Here is a 19,666-nt window from a genome sequence, read left to right as displayed (position 1 = left end):
GGATAGTGACTGGAGGTGTAATAATGGAGGCTCCAGAAATTTCCAAAAATATTTCAAAAATCACATAAAACAACAAAGATTTACACTTATGGTGGTGAAAACACGTTCTCTCGCGCAGGCGCCTTTCCCTGCGATGTCATTTTTCTGACACGTTTGTTCATTACGTTGTTGGCTTCACTTACTGGATGCTAACAATATGAAAAGAAAAATCATTCCTGTGCTGGTTGGTTGTGCGCTCTCTTTCTCTGGCCTGGCGGCACAGCCCACGGCTGAGCGCTATGTCGTCAGCTTTCCTGAAGGCTCACACGTCAATTACAGCGGCGCGTTCGCCAGCGCATTTCCGAACGGACTCCCGGTGGGCATTGGCTCTGGCCTGCTGTTTACGGGTAAGCAGGGCGATGCTCTGACCTTTGCAACCGTGACCGATCGCGGTCCAAACGCCGATGCGCCAAAAATGGGTAAAAATGAAGCCAAAATTTTTGTCACGCCGGATTTCGCGCCGCTGCTGATGACCATCCGCGTGCAGAACGGTAAAGCAGAAGCGACGGATGCCCGCCCGCTGCATGACGATAAAGGCGAGATTAACGGTCTGCCGCTGCAAAGCGGCGTGATTGGATCCACCAATGAGGTGGCGTTTAGCGACACCCTAAAGACGCTGAAGGGTGACAACCGCGGGCTGGATACGGAAGGCATCACGCCGGACGGCAAAGGCGGCTACTGGCTGTGCGACGAGTATGGTCCGTTTCTGATTAACGTCGACAGTAAAGGGAAAATCCTGGCGATCCACGGCCCGCAGGCGGCGGAAGGGGAAAAGTCGATCGCGGGCGGTCTGCCAAACGTTATCAAATGGCGCCAACCGAACCGGGGCTTTGAAGGCCTGACCCGTATGCCGGACGGACGCATTATCGCCGCGGTACAAAGTACGCTGGATATCGACGGTAAAAGCAAAAAGCAGGCGCTGTTTACGCGTCTCGTGAGCTTCGACCCGGCGACCGGCAAAACAGCGATGTACGGCTACCCTATCGACAGCGCGGCCTACAGCAAAAACAGTGATGCCAAAATCGGCGACATCGTGGCGCTTGATGACCAGCATATCCTGCTGATTGAGCAGGGCAGCGATAAAAATGACGGGATGCGTAACCTTATCTACAAGGTGGACCTCAGCAAGGCGAGCGACCTGAGCGCCTTTGACAAGCCGGGCGAGTACCCGGAGTTTGATGATGAGAAAACCCTGAAGCAGCGCGGCATTACCCTTGCGGCAAAAACGCAGGTCGTTGATTTGCGCGCGCTGGGCTGGCAGCAGGAGAAAGCTGAAGGGCTGGCGCTGATCGACAGCAAACGGCTTGCCGTGGCGAACGATAATGACTTTGGCGTGAAGGTGGCGATGCAAAATCCGGTCGAGGGCAAGAAGCTCAAGGATTATCGGGTGAACGCGGAAGGCAAGCTGACGCTGGATGATAAACCGGTTGAAACCACGCTTAGCGTGAAGCCGCTGAAGAAGCCTGAGTCGGATAGTGAGCTGTGGATTGTGACGCTGCCGGAGGCGTTGAAATAAGTTTAGGCACCCCTCAACCTTCCCCTCTCCCCACGGGGGAGAGGGGAAGCAGGGCGGTTATTTTTTCAGATCTGCAAACGCCGCGCGAATCTCTTCCTCCGGCAGCTGTATGCCAATAAATACCATTACGCTACGCGGCGCTTCATCGCCCCACGGGCGATCCCAGTCGGCGCTGTATAAGCGCTGCACGCCCTGGAACAGCAGGCGGTTCGGTTCGCCGTCGATCCACAGCATCCCTTTGTAGCGCAGCAGTTTGTCGGCAAATGACAGCAGCAGGTTCTCCATCACGCGGGAGACCTTGCTGATATCCACCGGGTAATCCAGCTCCACCACAATCGACGTCACGTCGTTTTGCTTGTCTCCCATAAAGTGGAAACGCGGTTTCGTGGTGACGTTCTCTTCCAGCATAAAGCCGTTGGTGTTAAACAGCTGTGAGAGGTCGATATCGCCGTGCGTCACGGTGTAAATCGGCGCGCGGGAGTTAATGCGGGTCAGACGTTCACGCAGTTTCTCGCTGTCACCCGCCACGTCGGTTTTGGTCAGCAGGATGCGGTCAGCGTAGCCCACCTGAGACTGGGCGATGGTGAACTGGTTCATCTGATCGTTGGCGTGAACCGCATCGACCAGGGCGATGACGCCGTCCAGCAGGTAGCGCTGGCAAAGAATGTCATGGGAGAAAAAGGTCTGAATAATCGGGCCGGGGTCGGCCATGCCGGTGCATTCAATCACCAGGCGGTCGAAGTCGATTTCACCGCGATCGCGGCTGTCGAGCAGATCCAGCAGGGCGTCTTCCAGCTCGTTTGAGCGGGTACAGCAGATGCAGCCGTTGGTCAGGGTTTTGATCTGCGTGGCGCGATCGCCTATTAATTGATCGTCCACGGAGACTTCGCCGAATTCGTTTTCGATGACGGCGATCCTGAAGCCGTGCTGCTCGTTCAGGATGTGGCGCAGCAGGGTGGTTTTACCGGCGCCGAGGAAACCGGTCAGCAGGGTGACGGCAATCGAGGTCATGTTCTCTCCTTTAGCAGCAGCGGACGCCGCCTTCTCCACTTCCACCGTAGCGTGCTTCCTGACGCTCGCGGAAGAATTCAGTGTAGGTCATGTACGGTTTATCCGGATGGTTGGTCTTCATATGTTCAACGTAGTTGTCATAGTCCGGAATACCAATCAGCATTTTTGCCGCCTGACCGAGGTATTTTTTCGCTTCGCCTAAGTTACCAAACATAATGCATCCTGATAAGACAAAGCCCGGTGGCGCTACGCTTACCGGGCCTACAGTACCGTTGTAGGGCGGGTCAGCGTAGCGCCACCCGCCATTTTTTTAATGGTGTGAAGAGGTCTTCACGCCGCCTTCCGGCACCGGCACGTACGGCGTTTCTTTATCCGTACGGCCTTCGGCGTTACGCACTTTCAGCCAGGTTTTGATACCGTAGAAAATGATGCTGTACACCACCACCAGGAACAGAATGCTCAGACCTGCGTTGGTGTAGTTGTTCACCACGATATGGTTCATGTTGGCAATCTGCTGCGCGGTCAGATCTGCGCCGCCTGCGGCAATCTTCTCTTTGTACTGGTTCGCCATGAAGAAGAAGCCTTCCAGCTGCGGGTTGGTGCTGAACAGCTTCAGGCCCAGCGCCCAGGTGGTGCAGAGCAGCAGCCACAGTGCAGGAATGACGGTCACCCAGATGTATTTGGTGCGTTTCATTTTCACCAGTACGACGGTGCCAAGTACCAGAGCCACAGCGGCCAGCATCTGGTTAGAGATACCGAACAGCGGCCACAGGCTCTTCACGCCGCCGAGTGGATCAACCACGCCCTGATACAGCAGGTAACCCCACAGGCCTACGCAACCCGCAGTGCCGAGCACACCCGCCACCAGAGAGTCGGTTTTCTTCAGGAACGGCACGAAGTTACCCAGCAGGTCCTGCAGCATGAAGCGGCCCGCACGGGTACCGGCATCCAGCGCGGTGAGGATAAACAGCGCTTCAAACAGAATACCGAAGTGGTACCAGAAGCCCATGTCTGCCCACGGCAGCACTTTATGGAACACATGTGCGATACCGACAGCCAGCGTCGGTGCGCCACCTGCGCGGTTCAGCACGGACGGTTCGCCGATGTCTTTCGCGGTCTGCATGATCTGCTCAGGGGAGATCACGAAGCCCCAGGAGCTGACGGTCGCTGCCGCGTGGGCGCTGGCATCCTTCAGCTGGGCCATGATCAGCGCGGTATTTTCGCCGCCCATCTCATGCAGGTTTGGCATGGTGATGCCCAGACCCGCAGGCGGGGTGTTCATTGCGAAGTACAGGCCCGGTTCGATGATAGACGCCGCAACCAGCGCCATGATCGCCACGAAGGATTCCATCAGCATCGCGCCGTAACCGATAAAGCGCGCGTCGGTTTCGTTGGCCATCAGCTTCGGCGTGGTGCCGGAGGAGATCAGCGCGTGGAAGCCAGACACGGCACCACAGGCGATGGTGATAAACAGGAACGGGAACAGCGCGCCTTTCCACAGTGGGCCGGTGCCGTCAATGTACTGAGTCACCGCCGGCATTTTCAGCTCAGGGTTGATGATCACAATCCCGATAGCCAGCCCGACGATAACCCCGATTTTCAGGAAGGTCGCGAGGTAATCACGTGGTGCCAGAATCAGCCATACCGGGAGCAGGGCGGATACAAACGCGTAACCAATCAGCGCGAAGGTGATGGTGGTGTCCTTAAAGGTCAGCGCCGGGCCCCAGTACGGGTCATGCGCAATGACGCCGCCAAAGTAGATAGAGGCAACCAGCAGCACGATACCAATCACGGAGACTTCGCCCACGCGCCCCGGGCGCAGGAAGCGCATGTAAATGCCCATGAACAGCGCGATCGGTACGGTAGAGCAGACGGTAAACACGCCCCACGGACTTTCGGCCAGCGCTTTCACGACGATCAGCGCCAGCACCGCGAGGATAATGATCATAATCAGGAAACAACCGAACAGGGCAATGGTGCCCGGCACGCGACCCATCTCTTCTTTGATCATCTCACCCAGCGACGAACCGTTACGGCGTGAGGAGATAAACAGCACCATAAAGTCCTGCACCGCGCCCGCGAGCACCACGCCCGCCAGCAGCCAGAGGGTACCCGGTAGGTAGCCCATCTGCGCGGCCAGTACCGGGCCGACCAGCGGGCCAGCGCCTGCAATGGCGGCAAAGTGGTGACCAAACAGCACGTAGCGGTTGGTTGGCACGTAGTTCAGGCCGTCATTGTTAATGACCGCCGGCGTGGCGCGCGTTGGGTCGAGCTTCATGACCTTCTGCGCGATGTATAAGCTGTAGTAGCGATAAGCCACAAGATAGACGGAAACGGACGCGACGACGATCCACAGGGCGCTGACGTGTTCGCCCCGGCGTAATGCGACAACCGCCAGACAGAAAGCACCGAGGATCCCGAGTAAGGCCCAGGGCACGTGCTTAAGTAGTTTTTTAGTATCCATAGTAAGACCTGGTTTTTTATGTAAAGAAAAAAGGGTCAAGGTTCGTTGTGAGGAGGTATTGAGTAATGCTGGAGCGATCGTGCCAGATCCTCGCGCGTGTAAAGGTGGGTAAATGAATGAGTGGTTGAAAGTGACGGGTGAGCGGTCAAAGGAAGCGGCGAGTGGTTAAGGCTCGCCGCCGCTGGAGGAAATTATGTGATTGAGATCACGTGGTTATCCGGGCTGCGCGCCATCGCCAGATAGTTTTCCAGCGTTTTAACCAGTTTCTCCTTCAGCCAGTTCGGCTCCAGGATTTGAATATTCGGCAGCCAGTAGAACAGCAGCGGCAGGATCTGGTTCTCGTGTGCCGCCCGGCAGCGCAGCGTGATACCGCCGCGTTGTTCTTCCAGCAGCTCTTGTTCCGGCAGAAGATCCCGGCGCAGGAAGTAATGTGAAATATTATCTTTAATGAATATTTTCACGGTGAAAGTATCTTCAGACACCCACGGATCGAGGCTTTTTTCCAGGAGCGCGCGGACATTCTCTTCAGGGGTAAAAAGGGTTTTCTGAATATCAAACCAGCGAATCTGACTCAATGAAAAGGATTTAAGCCGACTATTTTCGGTAGCTTGTAAATACCATATATTTTTTTTGTTAATGAGTTTATAGGGATTAATCAGGCGGGTTTTACCCTTATAAACGATCTGGCAAACATTATGGTTCTTAATAGATTTCTCAATTTTCGCTAAATGACGGCTGATATCACGTTGTACCGTGTGCTCTGCGTCGTTACCAAGGATAAGAATATGATTTTCGTCAACGCGTGTTTCCAGCTTTTGCCAGAATTCCGTATTTCTTTCAGGGAAAAAGTTATCTGCATTCAGGAAGTTAGCCAGTGTGAGATGTAACCCTTGTCCGCCGGGAGATTGTGCGGAATGGATCAGCCGATATAGCCCGTTACCGGTATGTTCAACGATAGGAGAGAGCGCATTTAAATCCCGGTAGACGGTACGCTCGGTAATTTTAAATTTGGTCATTAGCGCACTGCGGTTTACCACACCGTTTAAATGTAGCTCAACCAGAATATCGACCAGACGTTCAGCCGAGCGGCTCCGCGTCGTTTTAGCCATAAGGTCATCCTGTATATTAGGTATGCGCTGAATGAAGCGGGAAGCACTGACCAGAGATGTCAGTATTCAGGCACAGAAAATTTATCTTATGGTTGTATAACGGCGTGATTTAGCGGAAACCTTAGGAGTTTTTGCAGAAAGTGGCGCTGGCCGAAAAAAAGGCCAGCGCGCGGGAGAATTACGCGGTGGCTTCCACCTCCATCATGACCGGGTGGAAACGGCGTTTGAAGTAGATCAGGCCGTGTCCTGCATCACTCAAAATGATATTTTTAATTTCAACAAGATACACCAGATGCGTGCCGATGGTTTGCACCTGGCTTATCTCGCCTTCAAGGCTGGCCAGCGCACCTTTCAGCATCGGCTGCGCCAGCGGGCCTTTCTGCCAGCAGGAGAGGGCAAAGCGCTCCTCCATTGTCATACCGGTCATCCCGGCGAAGTGGCGAGCCATGATCTCCTGCTCGTGGTTCAGCACGTTTATGCACAGTCTGCCGTTGCCCTGGAATACCGGGTTCATGGCGCTGTTGGCGTTGATGCACACCATGACCGACGGCGGGGTGTCCGTAACCGAACAGACTGCGGTGGCGGTAATGCCGCAGCGGCCCGCTTCCCCCTCGGTGGTGACGACATTGACTGCGGCCGACAGGCTGGCCATCGCGTCGCGAAAACGCAGGCGTTCTTCTGATTGCATTGAAACCTCCCGCTGCGCTATTTCAGCAGCTTATCCAGCATGTTGATATCGCTGTTGTTGTGCAGGTGCGGCACCGTCCAGCCGTGTTGGTCGTATTCGGACATACAGCGGTCGACCATCGCCATCATTTTGTCCATGTTGCCGGAGCTCAGCGCCTGGCGCAGACACTGCAGGCGAATTTCATCCTGGCTACCGGAGTAGTTGATCTCATACAGCTCGTGACGGCCGCCAAACTCGCTGCCAATGGCATCCCACATCAGTTTCAAAATCTTGATGCGTTCGACGTGATCCATGCCGTTGGAGCCGCGCACGTATTTCGCCAGATACTGGTCAATCTGTGGGTTATTCAGGTCCCGCGCGCTGGACGGCAGATAGATCAACCCGCTGGTGACGTTACGTTCGATAATATTCTTAATCTTCGCGTAGGCCATCGGGGCCATCACGCGGTAGGTCTGTAGCGCCGCGTGGTCCGGCAGATACGCGCCATTGACCCACGGCGTGGCTTCAGAGCACATTGAGTCGCTCAGCGCCCAGAACATATTGCGCCAGGCCACCACCTCGCCGAGATCCGCCTGTACGCCGCGGAATTCAAGGGTGCCGGTACACTCCAGCGATTTTTTCAACAGGGCGGTGATGAAGTCGAGCTTCACTGCCAGGCGCACGCATGCCTGTAGCGGATACATCCGCGCAAAGCCACCTTCCATCGTCCAGCGACGACAGCGGTCGAAATCGCGGTAGATCAGCACGTTTTCCCACGGGATCAGCACATGATCCATCACCAGGATCGCGTCGTTCTCATCAAAGCGGCTGGAGAGCGGGTAGTCATACGGGGAGCCGGTTGCGCCAGCCACCATCTCGTAAGAGGCACGGGAGATGAGCTTGACGCCTTCGGCATCCATCGGTGCGACGAACATCAGCGCAAAGTCCGGGTTTTCGCCCATCACCTGCGCGGAGCCGAAGCCGATCATGTTGTAGTGGGTCAGCGCCGAGTTGGTTGCCACCACTTTCGCCCCACTGACAACGATCCCGGCGTCGGTCTCTTTCTCCAGTTTGATGTAGACGTCTTTCACCTCATCCGCCGGTTTGTGGCGGTCGATAGGCGGGTTAACGATGGCGTGGTTGAAATACAGGCCGGTTTCCTGAATGCGGGTGTACCAGCTGCGGGCGTTCTGCTCGAACTGACCGTAGAAGGCCGGGTTGGCACCGAGCGCGCAGCCGAACGCGGCCTTATAGTCCGGCGTGCGCCCCATCCAGCCGTAGCTGAGGCGTGACCATTCGGCGATAGCGTCGCGCTGCTGGCGCAGGTCGTCGGCGCTTTTCGCCACGCGGAAGAACTTGTGGGTGTAACCGCCGCTGCCGGTGTCGGTGCCCCAGCACAGCGTGTCCTGCATGTCCGGCTTGTGCAGGGCGTCGTACATCTGCGCGATGGAGGCTGCCGCATTGCGAAACGCCGGATGGGTGGTGACGTCTTTGACGCGCTCGCCGTAGATATAAATCTCACGCCCGTCCTGCAGGCTTTTTAAATACTCTTCACCGGTTAACGGACGTTTGGCATCGGCGCGGAAATCTTCAGGCTTCATAGGGACCTCGTATCGGAATGGTGATGTTAAATTTATGTTTTGTTTTTGTTGTTTAATTGAAGCCTGAGAGGGGCGGAACGTGAAGGGACGATTGGGACAACGGCGGGTACTTTTCGGGGGGGATGTGGATTTGTGATCTGTGCGGCTTTTCGGCGGGTGGCGCTGCGCTTACCCGCCCTACGAACCGTGATGCGTTCAGGAAACCGGTACTTTCTGCGCCCGATATGCGCTTGGCGAGCACCCCACTAAGCGGTTAAAAAAGCGGGCGAAATAGGCCGGATCTTTAAACCCCAGCTGCCAGGCAATCTCGCTGACCGCGCTGTCGGAAAAGAGCAGCAGCCGTCTGGCTTCCCGCAGCTGTCGGTCGAAGATCAACCGCTTCGGCGGGCGGTTGGCGAAGCGGCGACAGATATCGGTTAGCCGGGATTCGGTCAGGTGCAGTTCGCTGGCATATTCCGGCACTGTCCAGTGCTGGTGGTAGTGCGTGTCGATCAGTTGGGTAAAGCGCTGGAACAGCTTCAGCTCGCCGCGCATACCGCCTGAAGCGTGATCGTCGAGCTTCGCGTTGCGCAGCAGCAGAGTGAATACGGCCTGCGCCAGCAGAACCAGCGTATGCTCGCGGCCCGGCAGCTGTTCCATGGACTCCCGGGCTATCAGCTGCCAGTAGTGTTTCAGCGCCGCCAGTTCATCAGGCTTGTCGGCCAGCGACAGGCAGATCCCCGGCAGACCAAACGCTTCCCGCGTGCCGGGGTAGAGCACCTCCAGCAGCGGCCAGATCAGATCCTCGCGCACCGTCAGCACGTGCCCGTCGCTGTCGGATTCGGTAATAAACGCGTGCGGCACCGACGGCGGCGTGAGAACGAAAAGCGGGGCCTGCACCGAGTAACGGTGATCGTCGAGCTGGAGTTCAATCTGCCCGGTATCCAGAAAGTGCATCTGAAAATACTGGTCGTGACGATGCGCCTGCATGTCGCGGCCAAAAAAGGCCGCCATGCGTGCGAACGACTGGTAGTGCACATCGTCGGTGCCCAGACTTTCGTCGTACTCCTTGCTGATATCAATGTTGGCGATAGGGCTCTGGCACATGATCGTTCCTCTGTTGATCCCGCTGCGTCATCGGAATGCGCGTCAGCACCAGCGCGCCGACCACCAGTAGCCCGGCCACGAACCACAGCCCGGAGCTGAAGCTGCCGGTCGCGTCGCGCAGAATGCCGATCAGCAGCGGGCTAACGGCAGAACCCACATTGCCGATTGCGTTGATCACCGCCAGCGCCACCGCGCGGGACTGCAGGCTAATCACCCGATCTGGCGTGGTCCAGAATATCGCCATGGCGGTAAATGATCCGGTTGAGGCCATGATGATGCCAAGCAGCTGGATCAGGCTGTGATCGGTGGCGGAGGCCAGCATCCATCCCGCCGCCGCGAACAGGTACGGCAGGATGGTGTGCTTTTTTCGCTCTTTTAGCCTGTCGGATCGGCGGCTCCACCAGATCATCCCGAGGATGGTGCAAAACTGCGGGATCGCCGCCAGCAGGCCAATGACGATATTGCTGCTGCCGGTGTTAAAGCTCTGCAGGATCTGCGGCGTCCAGATGTTGATCGCGCTCAGCGTGTTGGTCAGGCAGAAGTAGGCCAGCGTATAGAGCAGCACGGCGGGCGTCAGCACTTCTCGCAGCGTCGAGCGCGGCGTGACGGCACGGACAATGGCGACCTCCTGCTCGCGGGCGATCATGGTTTTCAGCGCCTGCTTTTCGTCCTCATCCAGCCAGGTGGCCTGATCCGGCGTGTCGTTAAGGTAGAACCAGGTTACTACCCCGAGCACTACTGACGGCAGCCCTTCCAGCAGGAACAGCCACTGCCAGCCCTTCAGGTTCCACAGCCCGTCCATCGCCAGAATGTACCCGGAGAGGATTGAACCGAGCATCATGGTGACCGGCATGGCGATCATAAACAGCGCGTTGGCGCGGGCGCGGTGATAGGCCGGGAACCACCAGGTGAGATAGACCAGGATCCCCGGCAGGAAACCGGCTTCGGCAATGCCCACCAGCATGCGCAGGACGTAAAGGGTTTCAGGGCTGGTGGCGAACATGGTGCAGGTGGAGGCGATGCCCCACACCACCATGATCCCGGCGATCCAGCGCCGCGCGCCGATCTTCGCCAGCATGATGTTGCTTGGGATCCCGCACAGCACATAGGTGACGTAAAACAGGGTTGCGGCCAGGCCAAACATGGTGGAGGTGAGGCCGAGATCTTTACCCATCGTCAGTCCGGCAAAGCCGATGTTGATGCGGTCGAGAAACGAGAAAACAAACAGGATAAAGAGAAACACGATTAAACGTCGGAACAGCTTGTTAATGGCGCGTTGTTCAACAGCTTTATTATCATGGGTTTGCAGGGTAGAGGTCGTCATGGTGCGCTCCAGATCTTACGTTTAGTAGACGGATTTATTGTTATTAACTGACGTAACCGGTTGTTCGATAAAGCGTGCAGCCAGCGCTTCCGCACCGCGGGCGAGCAGGGTAGTGTCGACGCCGACGGCGACAAACAGCGCGCCGAGGTCGAGATAGCGTTTTGCCAGCGCCTCGTTTGCCATCAGGATGCCGGGGGCTTTGCCCGCGCTCAGGATCTGCGCGATCGCCTGCTCGATAGCGGCCTGGACCTCCGGGTGCTGCGGATTACCGGCAAAGCCCATGTCGGCGCTGAGATCGGCCGGGCCGATAAACACGCCGTCGACGCCTTCCACGTCGAGGATCTGCGGCAGGTTTTTCAGCGCCTCACGGGTTTCGATTTGCACCAGTACGCACATGGCGTCGTTAGCCTGCTGCAGATAGTCCGGAATGCGGTTCCAGCGCGACGCTCTTGCCAGCGCGCTGCCGACGCCGCGAATGCCCGCCGGTGGGTAGCGGGTGGCACGTACCGCCAGCCGCGCTTCTTCGGCGTTTTGCACCATCGGCACCAGCAGGGTTTGTGCGCCGACGTCCAGCAGCTGTTTGATCTGCACCGGATCGTTCCACGACGGGCGCACCACCGGCTGGCTCGGATAAGGGGCGATGGCCTGCAATTGGGTTAAGACGGTTTGCACGCTGTTCGGGGCGTGCTCGCCGTCGATCAGCAGCCAGTCGAAGCCTGCCCCGGCCAGCAGTTCGGCGCTGTAGCTGCTGGTGAGCCCCAGCCATAAGCCGATTTGTGGACGGCCCGCTTTCAGCGCCGCTTTGAATGCATTCTGCATGATCGTCTCCTTACACAAAGCGGCAGCTGATGGAGCCCATGTTGCCGTAGTCAACGTGGAAAGTGTCGCCTCTGCTGGCGGGCACCGGGCGGGTAAACGAACCGCCGAGGATGATCTGCCCCGGCTCAAGCTGCACGTCGTAAGGCGCCAGCTTGTTCGCCAGCCACGCCACGCCGTTCGCCGGGTGGTTAAGCACGCCAGCGGCCACGCCGGTCTCTTCGATCACGCCGTTGCGGTAGAGCAGGGCGGAGATCCAGCGCAGATCCAGCGCGTCGGGCTTAATCGGGCGACCGCCGAGGATCACCCCCGCGTTGGCAGCGTTATCGGAGATGGTGTCGAACACCTTGCGCGGGCGCTGGGTTTCCGGGTCAACGTTGTGGCAGCGGGCGTCGATCAGCTCCAGCGCGGGAATGACGTAATCCGTGGCGTTGTAGACGTCGAAGATCGTGCAGTTCGGGCCGCGCAGCGGTTTTGCCAGCACGAACGCCAGCTCTACTTCGATGCGCGGGACGATAAAGCGATCGACGGGGATGTCGCTGCCGTCGTGGAAAAACATATCGTCCAGCAGCGCGCCGTAGTCCGGCTCGCTGATCTGCGAGCTGGCCTGCATCGCTTTGGAGGTGAGGCCGATCTTGTGACCCTTCAGCACGCGGCCTTCGGCGATTTTCAGGTTTACCCATTCGCGCTGAACGGCGTAGGCGTCGTCAATGGTGATCTCCGGGTAGTCCAGCGAGATCGCGCGGATCTGCTCCCGGGTTTGTTCCGCCTGATGCAGGCGGTGGGCGATCAGGGTATGGGTGTGTTTATCGAGCATGGCGATATCCTGTTGTATTGTTTTCTCCCTCTCCCCGTGGGAGAGGGCCGGGGTGAGGGCATCAGGCCGCTGAGATTTCCCTCACCCTAACCCTCTCCCAAAGGGAGAGGGGACAGATCGAGCGGTATTACTTAAACAACGCGTGCACGTTGTTTTGTTTGTAATTGAGCGTCGGGTGCAGTTCGTCCAGCTCGAACGACAGCGCCAGATAGCGGGCAGCCATCAACGCCGCAAAGTGCGCTTTGATAAGCCCAAACAGCATTTCCCCTACGGCTTCCCGACTTTCCAGGCTGCGCCCGGAACCGATCTTCAGCGTCATATGCACAAAGGCGTAATCCTGCTTACCGTCGGCCATCTGCCAGGTATCCAGCCAGTGGGCGCGGCTGCGGATACCGCCGATCGGGAAGATGCCCGTGGCGGCCAGCGCCTCGTTGACTTTGGCGAACAACCCCGGCAGGTCTGCCTGCTCGCGGATGTTGTCGGTACATTCAGCAATAAAGTGCGGCATGGTGGCTCCTCACGCGGGCAGGGGGAAAACGGCGTTAACCTGGCCGGTGCCGGAGCTGGCGAACAACTCGGTGAGAAACTCCACCTTGCCGTCGTATTTGTCCCAGCCGAGCATGCCCAGCAGCATCACCGTGTCATGCATATTGCCCTCGCCGTAGCAGTAGTCGGCGTATTCCGGCAGCATGCTGCAGAATTCTTTGAACTGCCCCTCGCGCCACAGCTTCACCACGCGCTCGTCCATCTGGCGGTCAAACTCGCGGGTATAGCTGTTCATCCCTTCTTCCGCGCGCTGGTCGTCGATAAAGCGGTGCGACAGTGAGCCGCTGGCGAGCACCGCCACGGTGCCGTCGTATTTTTTGATGGCGCTGACGATGGCCTCACCGAGTTTGCGGCTGTCGGCGAAGTCGTGAACGGTGCAGAACGCCGAGATAGAGACCACTTTGAAGTGTTTATCCGGGTTCATGTAACGCATCGGCACCAGCGTGCCGTACTCCAGCTTCAGGCTCGGGATGTTGTGCGCCTTGGCGCGCACGCCGAGCTTCACCGCCTCGTCGGCAATCAGCTGGCCGAGCGCCGGGTTGCCGTCGTAGTCGTAAGTCATGTCGCGGATAAAGTGCGGCAGTTCGTTGCTGGTGTAGACGCCTGAAAAATGGTCCGCACAGTTGATGTGGTATGCGCTGTTCACCAGCCAGTGGGTATCGAAGACGATGATGGTGTCCACGCCCAGCTCGCGGCAGCGCTTGCCGATCTCTTTATGCCCGTCGATGGCGCCCTGACGGCAGCCGTGGTTTTTCCCCGGCAGCTCGGAGAGATACATTGACGGGACGTGGGTGATTTTTGCCGCTAACGCTAATGTACCCATGATCAGATCCCCCATTTTGGAATCGGATGGTCGCCCATGGAGATGCAGACGTTCTTCATCTCCGCAAACACCTCGAAGCTGTACTCGCCGCCTTCGCGCCCGGTGCCGGAGGCCTTCACGCCGCCAAACGGCTGGCGCAGGTCGCGCACGTTCTGGGTATTGACGAACACCATGCCCGCTTCGATATTGCGCGCCAGGCGCAGCACTTTGCTGACGTCCTGGGTCCAGATGTACGACGCCAGACCGTACTCCACGTCGTTCGCCAGGCGCAGACCTTCCGCTTCATCCTTAAACGGCAGCAGGCAGGCCACCGGCCCGAAGATCTCCTCCTGCGCCACGCGCATGCGGTTGTCGACGTCCGCCAGTACGGTCGGGCGCAGGAAGTTGCCGCCTTTCAGATGCGCAGGCAGGTCGGTCGGTTTGTCCGGGCCGCCCGCCAGCAGGGTCGCGCCCTCTTCAATGCCGAGGCGAATATAGCCAGAGACTTTCTCCCAGTGTGACTTGCTGATGAGTGACCCAATCTGTGTGGTCGGATCGGTCGGGTCGCCCACGCGCAGACGGTTGGCACGCTCCGCAAAGCGTTTGACGAACTCCGGGTAGATGCTCTGCTGGATGAAGATGCGCGAGCCCGCGGTGCAGCGCTCGCCGTTGATGGAGAAGATGGTGAACAGGGCGGCATCCAGCGCGCGCTCGATGTCCGCGTCTTCAAAAATCAGCACCGGGGATTTGCCGCCCAGCTCCATGGAATACTTCTTCAGCCCGGCGTTTTTCATAATATTGCGCCCGGTGGCCGTGCCGCCGGTAAAGGAGACGGCTCGCACGTCGTGATGACGCACCAGCGCATCGCCTGCCGTCGCGCCGTAGCCCTGCACCACGTTGAGTACACCTGCCGGAATGCCCGCCTCCAGCGCCAGCTCGCCCAGACGGTCGGCGGTCAGCGGGGAGAGTTCAGACATTTTCAGTACCGCGGTATTACCCAGCGCCAGGCACGGGGCGACCTTCCAGGTGGCGGTCATGAACGGCACGTTCCACGGTGACACCAGCGCGCAGACGCCCACCGGCTGCACCAGGGTGTAGTTGAGCATTTTGTCGTCAACCGGGTAGGTTTTGCCGTTCATCTGCTGGCACACCTCGGCGAAAAACTCGAAGTTGTGCGAGGCGCGCGGGATCAGCACGTTTTTAGTCTGGTGGATCGGCAGGCCGGTGTCGGCGGTCTCCATAGCGGCGATCTCGGGCACGTTCTGATCGATCAGATCGCCCAGACGACGCATCAGCCGCGCGCGCTCTTTCATCGGCAGGTTGGCCCATTTTGGAAACGCCTCTTTCGCGGCGGCTACGGCCTGATGGATTTCGGCTTCACCGCCGGAAGCCACTTCGGCCAGCACCTCGCCGGAGGCCGGATTGGTGGTGTGGAAATAGTCGCTTCCCGCCAAGTTTTTGCCGTTGATCCAATGGTTAATTTTTTTCATTTTGCCGTCTCCTCACTCACAATTCGGTTTACCAGGCGTCCTACGCCTTCCACTTCCACCACCACTTCATCCCCCGGCACCACGTTGGACAGCCCCTTCGGCGTGCCGGTGGCAATCATGTCGCCCGGTTGCAGGGTCATAAAATCGCTCAGGTAGGCAATCAGGAACGGGATGCTGAAAATCAGATCCGCCGTCGTGCCAAGCTGTCGCAGTTCGCCGTTAACGAAGGTGCGCAGGGCGAGGTTGTGTGGGTCGGGGATGGCTTCTTTTGGCACGATGTTTGGGGAAATGGGGGTCAGCCCGTCGCGGCTTTTCACCCGCAGGTTTGGGCGGTAGTAGTTCTCGAGATAGTCGCGGATGGCGTAGTCGTTGCAGACCGTATAGCCCGCAACAACGTCCATCGCCTCGGCTTCACTCACCTTACGGGCGGTTTTGCCGATGACCACCACCAGTTCCGCTTCGTAGTGCATGTAGTCGATGTTGTTTGGGCGCACCGAGGTCTGGTCGTCACCGTTGAAAGTGTTCGGCGCTTTGATAAACACCAGCGGCTCGGTGGGGGGCTTGAAGTCCAGTTCGCTGGCGTGGTCGGCGTAGTTCAGGCCAAGGGCGAACAGCGTGGCGTGCGGGGGCGTGCGGTGAGCGATAGCGACGTCGCGTTCGTCCACCACCGGGTTTTCCAGCGGCGGAAACCCTTTTGCCAGAATGCGTACCCGGTCTCCAGGGCGGATTTCGACGCGGCTGTGCGGGGTGCCGAGCAATATTGCATCGCCGGGATTAAGGGTCGCGAACTCACTCAGGGCGCTCAGCAGCTGCGCGGCGTTGCGATGCAAATCGGCCGTATTCCAGTGGTCCGCCTCGCGGCCGTTAATCTCGGTGATGAGGGTCAGGTTATCCACGTTATCAACGTTGACCAGCTCGCCCAGCGGGCAGAATCCGTCCCGGCATTTCGCCTTGATCGCCGGGCGGTAGAAGCTCTCTTCCGGCAGACTCACCTCGTTGGCCAGCGCATATCCGGCAATGTACGCCGCCGCGTCTTCCTCGCGCACCTTGCTGGCCGTTTTGCCCACCACCAGCGCGACAGTCGCGCCGCTTAGCACCGTTTCACCCTGCGGGAAGGGAATGGGATCGCCTGCGCGGATCACGGTGTTATGCGGTTTGATAAACCACACTGCCGTTTTCGGCGGCGTGTTGTAGGGGGCTTTTTCAAACGCCTCAGCCCAGGCATCGCGCTGGCTTTGATGATTCAACGCGACGGCAAAAACGGTACCTTTCATTCACCTGCTCCTCACCCCGGCAGTCCGGGTTATGATTTCATTAATATGTTAATGATCTGGTTTTATGCTTTTGCTGTTTATTTCGCAATCAGAAGTGAAAAATTTGTGATATGAATAACAATAAATTTACATATTGATTTTTATTTTGATTAAAATCAGTGTGTTAACAAAATTGGCGGGTTTCTGTTAGACTTTTTGGCAGAAAACGTATTGTTTATAAAAACATCTTTTATAAATTGTTTACTTGTTAATGAAGGGCGGGGAGAGGCTATGCATGATTCATTAACCATCGCGCTGCTGCAGGCGCGGGAAGCGGCGATGTCGTACTTCCGACCCATTGTGAAGCGACATAACCTGACCGAGCAGCAGTGGCGGATTGTGCGCGTGCTGGCGGAACATCCGTCGATGGATTTTCACGATCTGGCGTTTCGCACCTGCATTTTGCGTCCCAGCCTGACCGGCATTCTGACGCGCATGGAGCGCGACGGCCTGGTGCTGCGCTTAAAGCCAGTGAACGACCAGCGCAAGCTGTACGTGTCGCTGACCAATGCTGGCAATGCGCTGTATGAGCACGCCCAGGCGCAGGTGGAAGAGGCGTACCAGCAGATTGAGGCGGAATACACGCCGGAGAAGATGAAACAGCTGACGACGCTGCTGGAAGAGTTTATTGAACTCGGAAACCGGCATAACGCAGCGCGGGAAGAAGAGTAAAAACCACAAATTCCAGGATGATTTTCGTAAAGTTTTCCCTTTCCAGGCCGAAAATTCTGTATCTGTCTGAGGAAAGAGAAAACATGTTAAACCGTATCAAGATTGTCACCAGTTTAATGCTGGTTTTAGCTATATTTGGCCTGTTACAACTCACATCCGGTGGTCTTTTCTTCAATGCCCTTAAGCATGACAAAGAGAATTTCACCGTCCTGCAAACCATTCGCCAGCAACAATCCACGCTGAATGCCAGCTGGGTGGCGTTGCTGCAAACCCGTAATACCCTGAACCGTGCGGGTATTCGCTACATGATGGATCAGAGCAATATCGGCAGCGGCGCGACCGTTAACGATCTGATGCAAATCGCGTCCACGTCGCTGAAGCAGGCGGAAAAAAACTGGGCCGCCTATGAGGCCCTGCCGCGCGATCCGCGTCAAAGCGATGCGGATGCCATGGAGATCAAGCGTAACTACGATATCTACCACGGTGCGCTGGCGGAGCTGATTCAGCTGCTGGGTGCGGGCAAAATCAACGCCTTCTTCGATCAGCCGACCCAGAGCTACCAGGATGGTTTTGAGAAGCAGTATGTCAGCTACCTGCAGCAGAACGACAAGCTGTATCAAATGGCGGTTGAAGACAGCAAGAGCTCCTTCAGCCAGGCCATCTGGGTGCTGATTAGCGTGCTGCTTGCCGTGCTGGTGGTGATCGTGGCCGTCTGGTTGGGTATCAAGCAGGCGCTGATTTCGCCGCTGACGCGCCTCATCGACAACATTCGCCATATCGCCAGCGGCGATCTGGTGAAGCGCATTGAAGTGGAGGGCTCCAACGAGATGGGCGAACTGGCCGATTCTCTGCGTCATATGCAGAGTGAGCTGGTACGGACCGTTGGCGACGTGCGTAATGGCGCGAATGCTATCTACAGCGGCGCGAGCGAAATCGCGATGGGCAATAACGACCTCTCTTCCCGTACAGAACAGCAGGCTGCGTCCCTGGAAGAGACTGCTGCCAGCATGGAGCAGCTGACGGCGACCGTGAAGCAGAACGCCGAAAACGCCCGTCAGGCGAGCCATCTGGCGCTGAGCGCGTCCGAGACCGCGCAGAAAGGCGGTAAAGTGGTGGACAACGTGGTGCAGACCATGCGCGATATCGCCGGTAGTTCGCAGAAGATTGCCGACATTATTAGCGTGATCGACGGAATTGCTTTCCAGACCAACATCCTGGCACTGAACGCGGCGGTAGAAGCGGCGCGCGCAGGCGAGCAGGGCCGTGGTTTTGCGGTGGTGGCAGGTGAAGTGCGTAACCTGGCCCAGCGTAGCGCCCAGGCAGCACGTGAAATCAAGAGCCTGATTGAAGACTCTGTGGGTCGCGTGGAAGTGGGTTCTACGCTGGTAGAAAGCGCCGGTGAAACCATGGGCGAGATCGTGAATGCGGTAACCCGCGTTACGGATATCATGGGCGAAATCGCCTCGGCTTCTGACGAGCAGAGCCGCGGTATCGACCAGGTAGGTCTGGCGGTCGCTGAGATGGATCGCGTGACCCAGCAGAACGCCTCGCTGGTGGAAGAGTCTGCCGCAGCGGCGGCGGCGCTGGAAGAGCAGGCAAGCCGCCTGACCCAGGCTGTCGCGGTGTTCCGCATTCAGCAGGAGCAGATGAAAGCGCGCGAGTTCGCTTCGGCGAAAAGCGTTGCTACCCCGGTGATGTCGCGTAAAGCGGCAACCGCTGATGCGGGGGATAACTGGGAAACGTTCTGATCGTGCGTGTTGTGCCGGGTGGCGGCTTCGCCTTACCCGGCCTACGGGGAGGGGGATGTGCCGGGTGTCGGCTATGCCTTACCCGGCCTACGGTTCAGGGTTTTGTAGGCCCGGTCAGCGCAGCGCCACCGGGCGATATCAAAGCGGCAGACGCATGGCGCAGCGGGAGTCAAACGCTAAGCCGTGCGCTGTCTCATCTTCCCTTTTCTGACGCAGTTCAGGCGTGAGTTCAGTGACATAGTCAAACCCCAGCCGCGCATAGAACGGCGCATTCCACGGTACGTCGCGGAATGTCGTCAACGTCAGCGACGACAGCCCCCCTTCACGGGCATGGTCAGCCACAGCGTTAATGAGCTGCCGACCAATCCCCTTTCCCTGCCAGTCCAGATGCACCGAAAGTTCGACAATAAACAGCGATGTCGCGTGCGCCTCTGCGAGGATAAACCCAACGGGATGGTCGTTCGCCAGCGCCAGCCAGCTTAGCCCCCGTTCGGCATAGTTGAGATGCTCTTCAGTTGAAATCACCTCACCCCCGGCAAGCCAGGCGAGAGGGGGGATTTCACGAAAACGCTCGCCCGCCGCGCGTTCAATGGCGGGCAGGGTGGCAGCATCGTTGAAGGTGGTAGGGCGAATGCGAATGTTCAT

General features: G+C 57.9%; 18 protein-coding genes. 3 read left to right on the top strand and 15 right to left on the bottom strand.

Annotation, left to right across the window (positions count from 1 at the left end; genetic code table 11):
- Nucleotides 1-196 precede the first annotated feature (196 nt).
- Nucleotides 197-1,555, top strand: coding sequence for an esterase-like activity of phytase family protein (locus tag O1723_RS18820; RefSeq protein WP_014882406.1), 1,359 nt, complete (start codon nucleotides 197-199; stop codon nucleotides 1,553-1,555).
- 57 nt (nucleotides 1,556-1,612) lie between these two features.
- Here the strand turns inward: O1723_RS18820 and yjiA are convergent, their stop codons facing one another.
- From yjiA to hpaG, 14 genes are all read right to left on the bottom strand, one after another.
- Nucleotides 1,613-2,566, bottom strand: coding sequence for a GTPase (gene yjiA / locus O1723_RS18815; RefSeq protein WP_014882407.1), 954 nt, complete (start codon nucleotides 2,564-2,566; stop codon nucleotides 1,613-1,615).
- Between the two features lie 10 nt (nucleotides 2,567-2,576).
- On the bottom strand, nucleotides 2,577-2,780 hold the full coding sequence (locus O1723_RS18810; protein ID WP_003856610.1) for a YbdD/YjiX family protein: 204 nt from the start codon (nucleotides 2,778-2,780) through the stop codon (nucleotides 2,577-2,579).
- A gap of 96 nt (nucleotides 2,781-2,876) precedes the next feature.
- Nucleotides 2,877-5,030: a carbon starvation CstA family protein gene (locus tag O1723_RS18805; RefSeq protein WP_014882408.1), complete on the bottom strand. Its 2,154-nt coding sequence runs from the start codon at nucleotides 5,028-5,030 to the stop codon at nucleotides 2,877-2,879.
- A gap of 191 nt (nucleotides 5,031-5,221) precedes the next feature.
- Nucleotides 5,222-6,139 (bottom strand): helix-turn-helix transcriptional regulator, encoded by a 918-nt coding sequence (locus tag O1723_RS18800; protein WP_023331945.1) that lies wholly within the window; start codon nucleotides 6,137-6,139, stop codon nucleotides 5,222-5,224.
- A gap of 178 nt (nucleotides 6,140-6,317) precedes the next feature.
- Nucleotides 6,318-6,827 (bottom strand): 4-hydroxyphenylacetate 3-monooxygenase reductase subunit, encoded by a 510-nt coding sequence (locus tag O1723_RS18795; RefSeq protein WP_014882409.1) that lies wholly within the window; start codon nucleotides 6,825-6,827, stop codon nucleotides 6,318-6,320.
- Between the two features lie 17 nt (nucleotides 6,828-6,844).
- The gene (hpaB, locus tag O1723_RS18790; protein ID WP_014882410.1) at nucleotides 6,845-8,407 is read right to left on the bottom strand and encodes a 4-hydroxyphenylacetate 3-monooxygenase, oxygenase component; all 1,563 of its coding nucleotides are present in this window, start codon (nucleotides 8,405-8,407) and stop codon (nucleotides 6,845-6,847) included.
- 195 nt (nucleotides 8,408-8,602) lie between these two features.
- Complete coding sequence (gene hpaA, locus O1723_RS18785; RefSeq protein WP_014882411.1) at nucleotides 8,603-9,493, bottom strand: 4-hydroxyphenylacetate catabolism regulatory protein HpaA; 891 nt, start codon at nucleotides 9,491-9,493, stop codon at nucleotides 8,603-8,605.
- Nucleotides 9,465-10,817, bottom strand: coding sequence for a 4-hydroxyphenylacetate permease (gene hpaX / locus O1723_RS18780; protein WP_014882412.1), 1,353 nt, complete (start codon nucleotides 10,815-10,817; stop codon nucleotides 9,465-9,467). Before hpaX ends, hpaA begins: the two co-directional genes overlap by 29 nt.
- Nucleotides 10,818-10,838: 21 nt before the next feature.
- Nucleotides 10,839-11,636: a 4-hydroxy-2-oxoheptanedioate aldolase gene (hpaI, locus tag O1723_RS18775; RefSeq protein ID WP_014882413.1), complete on the bottom strand. Its 798-nt coding sequence runs from the start codon at nucleotides 11,634-11,636 to the stop codon at nucleotides 10,839-10,841.
- Nucleotides 11,637-11,646: 10 nt separating this feature from the next.
- Nucleotides 11,647-12,450: a 2-oxo-hept-4-ene-1,7-dioate hydratase gene (gene hpaH / locus O1723_RS18770; protein WP_014882414.1), complete on the bottom strand. Its 804-nt coding sequence runs from the start codon at nucleotides 12,448-12,450 to the stop codon at nucleotides 11,647-11,649.
- A gap of 127 nt (nucleotides 12,451-12,577) precedes the next feature.
- A complete protein-coding gene (locus O1723_RS18765) occupies nucleotides 12,578-12,958 on the bottom strand; it encodes a 5-carboxymethyl-2-hydroxymuconate Delta-isomerase (RefSeq protein WP_014882415.1) in 381 nt (126 codons plus the stop codon).
- A gap of 9 nt (nucleotides 12,959-12,967) precedes the next feature.
- A complete protein-coding gene (gene hpaD / locus O1723_RS18760) occupies nucleotides 12,968-13,819 on the bottom strand; it encodes a 3,4-dihydroxyphenylacetate 2,3-dioxygenase (protein ID WP_014882416.1) in 852 nt (283 codons plus the stop codon).
- 2 nt (nucleotides 13,820-13,821) lie between these two features.
- Nucleotides 13,822-15,288 (bottom strand): 5-carboxymethyl-2-hydroxymuconate semialdehyde dehydrogenase, encoded by a 1,467-nt coding sequence (hpaE, locus tag O1723_RS18755; RefSeq protein WP_023336728.1) that lies wholly within the window; start codon nucleotides 15,286-15,288, stop codon nucleotides 13,822-13,824.
- Nucleotides 15,285-16,562: a 4-hydroxyphenylacetate degradation bifunctional isomerase/decarboxylase gene (gene hpaG, locus O1723_RS18750; protein WP_023336729.1), complete on the bottom strand. Its 1,278-nt coding sequence runs from the start codon at nucleotides 16,560-16,562 to the stop codon at nucleotides 15,285-15,287. Before hpaG ends, hpaE begins: the two co-directional genes overlap by 4 nt.
- A 270-nt stretch (nucleotides 16,563-16,832) precedes the next feature.
- Between hpaG and hpaR the strand changes: the two genes are divergently transcribed.
- Both hpaR and tsr read left to right on the top strand, forming a co-directional pair.
- A complete protein-coding gene (gene hpaR, locus O1723_RS18745; RefSeq protein ID WP_023331950.1) occupies nucleotides 16,833-17,273 on the top strand; it encodes a homoprotocatechuate degradation operon regulator HpaR in 441 nt (146 codons plus the stop codon).
- A gap of 83 nt (nucleotides 17,274-17,356) precedes the next feature.
- Nucleotides 17,357-19,021: a methyl-accepting chemotaxis protein gene (gene tsr / locus O1723_RS18740; protein WP_014882420.1), complete on the top strand. Its 1,665-nt coding sequence runs from the start codon at nucleotides 17,357-17,359 to the stop codon at nucleotides 19,019-19,021.
- 138 nt (nucleotides 19,022-19,159) lie between these two features.
- Here tsr and O1723_RS18735 read toward each other — a convergent pair whose 3' ends face one another.
- Nucleotides 19,160-19,666: a GNAT family N-acetyltransferase gene (locus tag O1723_RS18735; RefSeq protein ID WP_023336730.1), complete on the bottom strand. Its 507-nt coding sequence runs from the start codon at nucleotides 19,664-19,666 to the stop codon at nucleotides 19,160-19,162.

Source organism: Enterobacter cloacae complex sp. HYC080_NIDB, from assembly GCF_056673325.1.
This window is presented reverse-complemented; position numbering and strand designations above follow the sequence as displayed.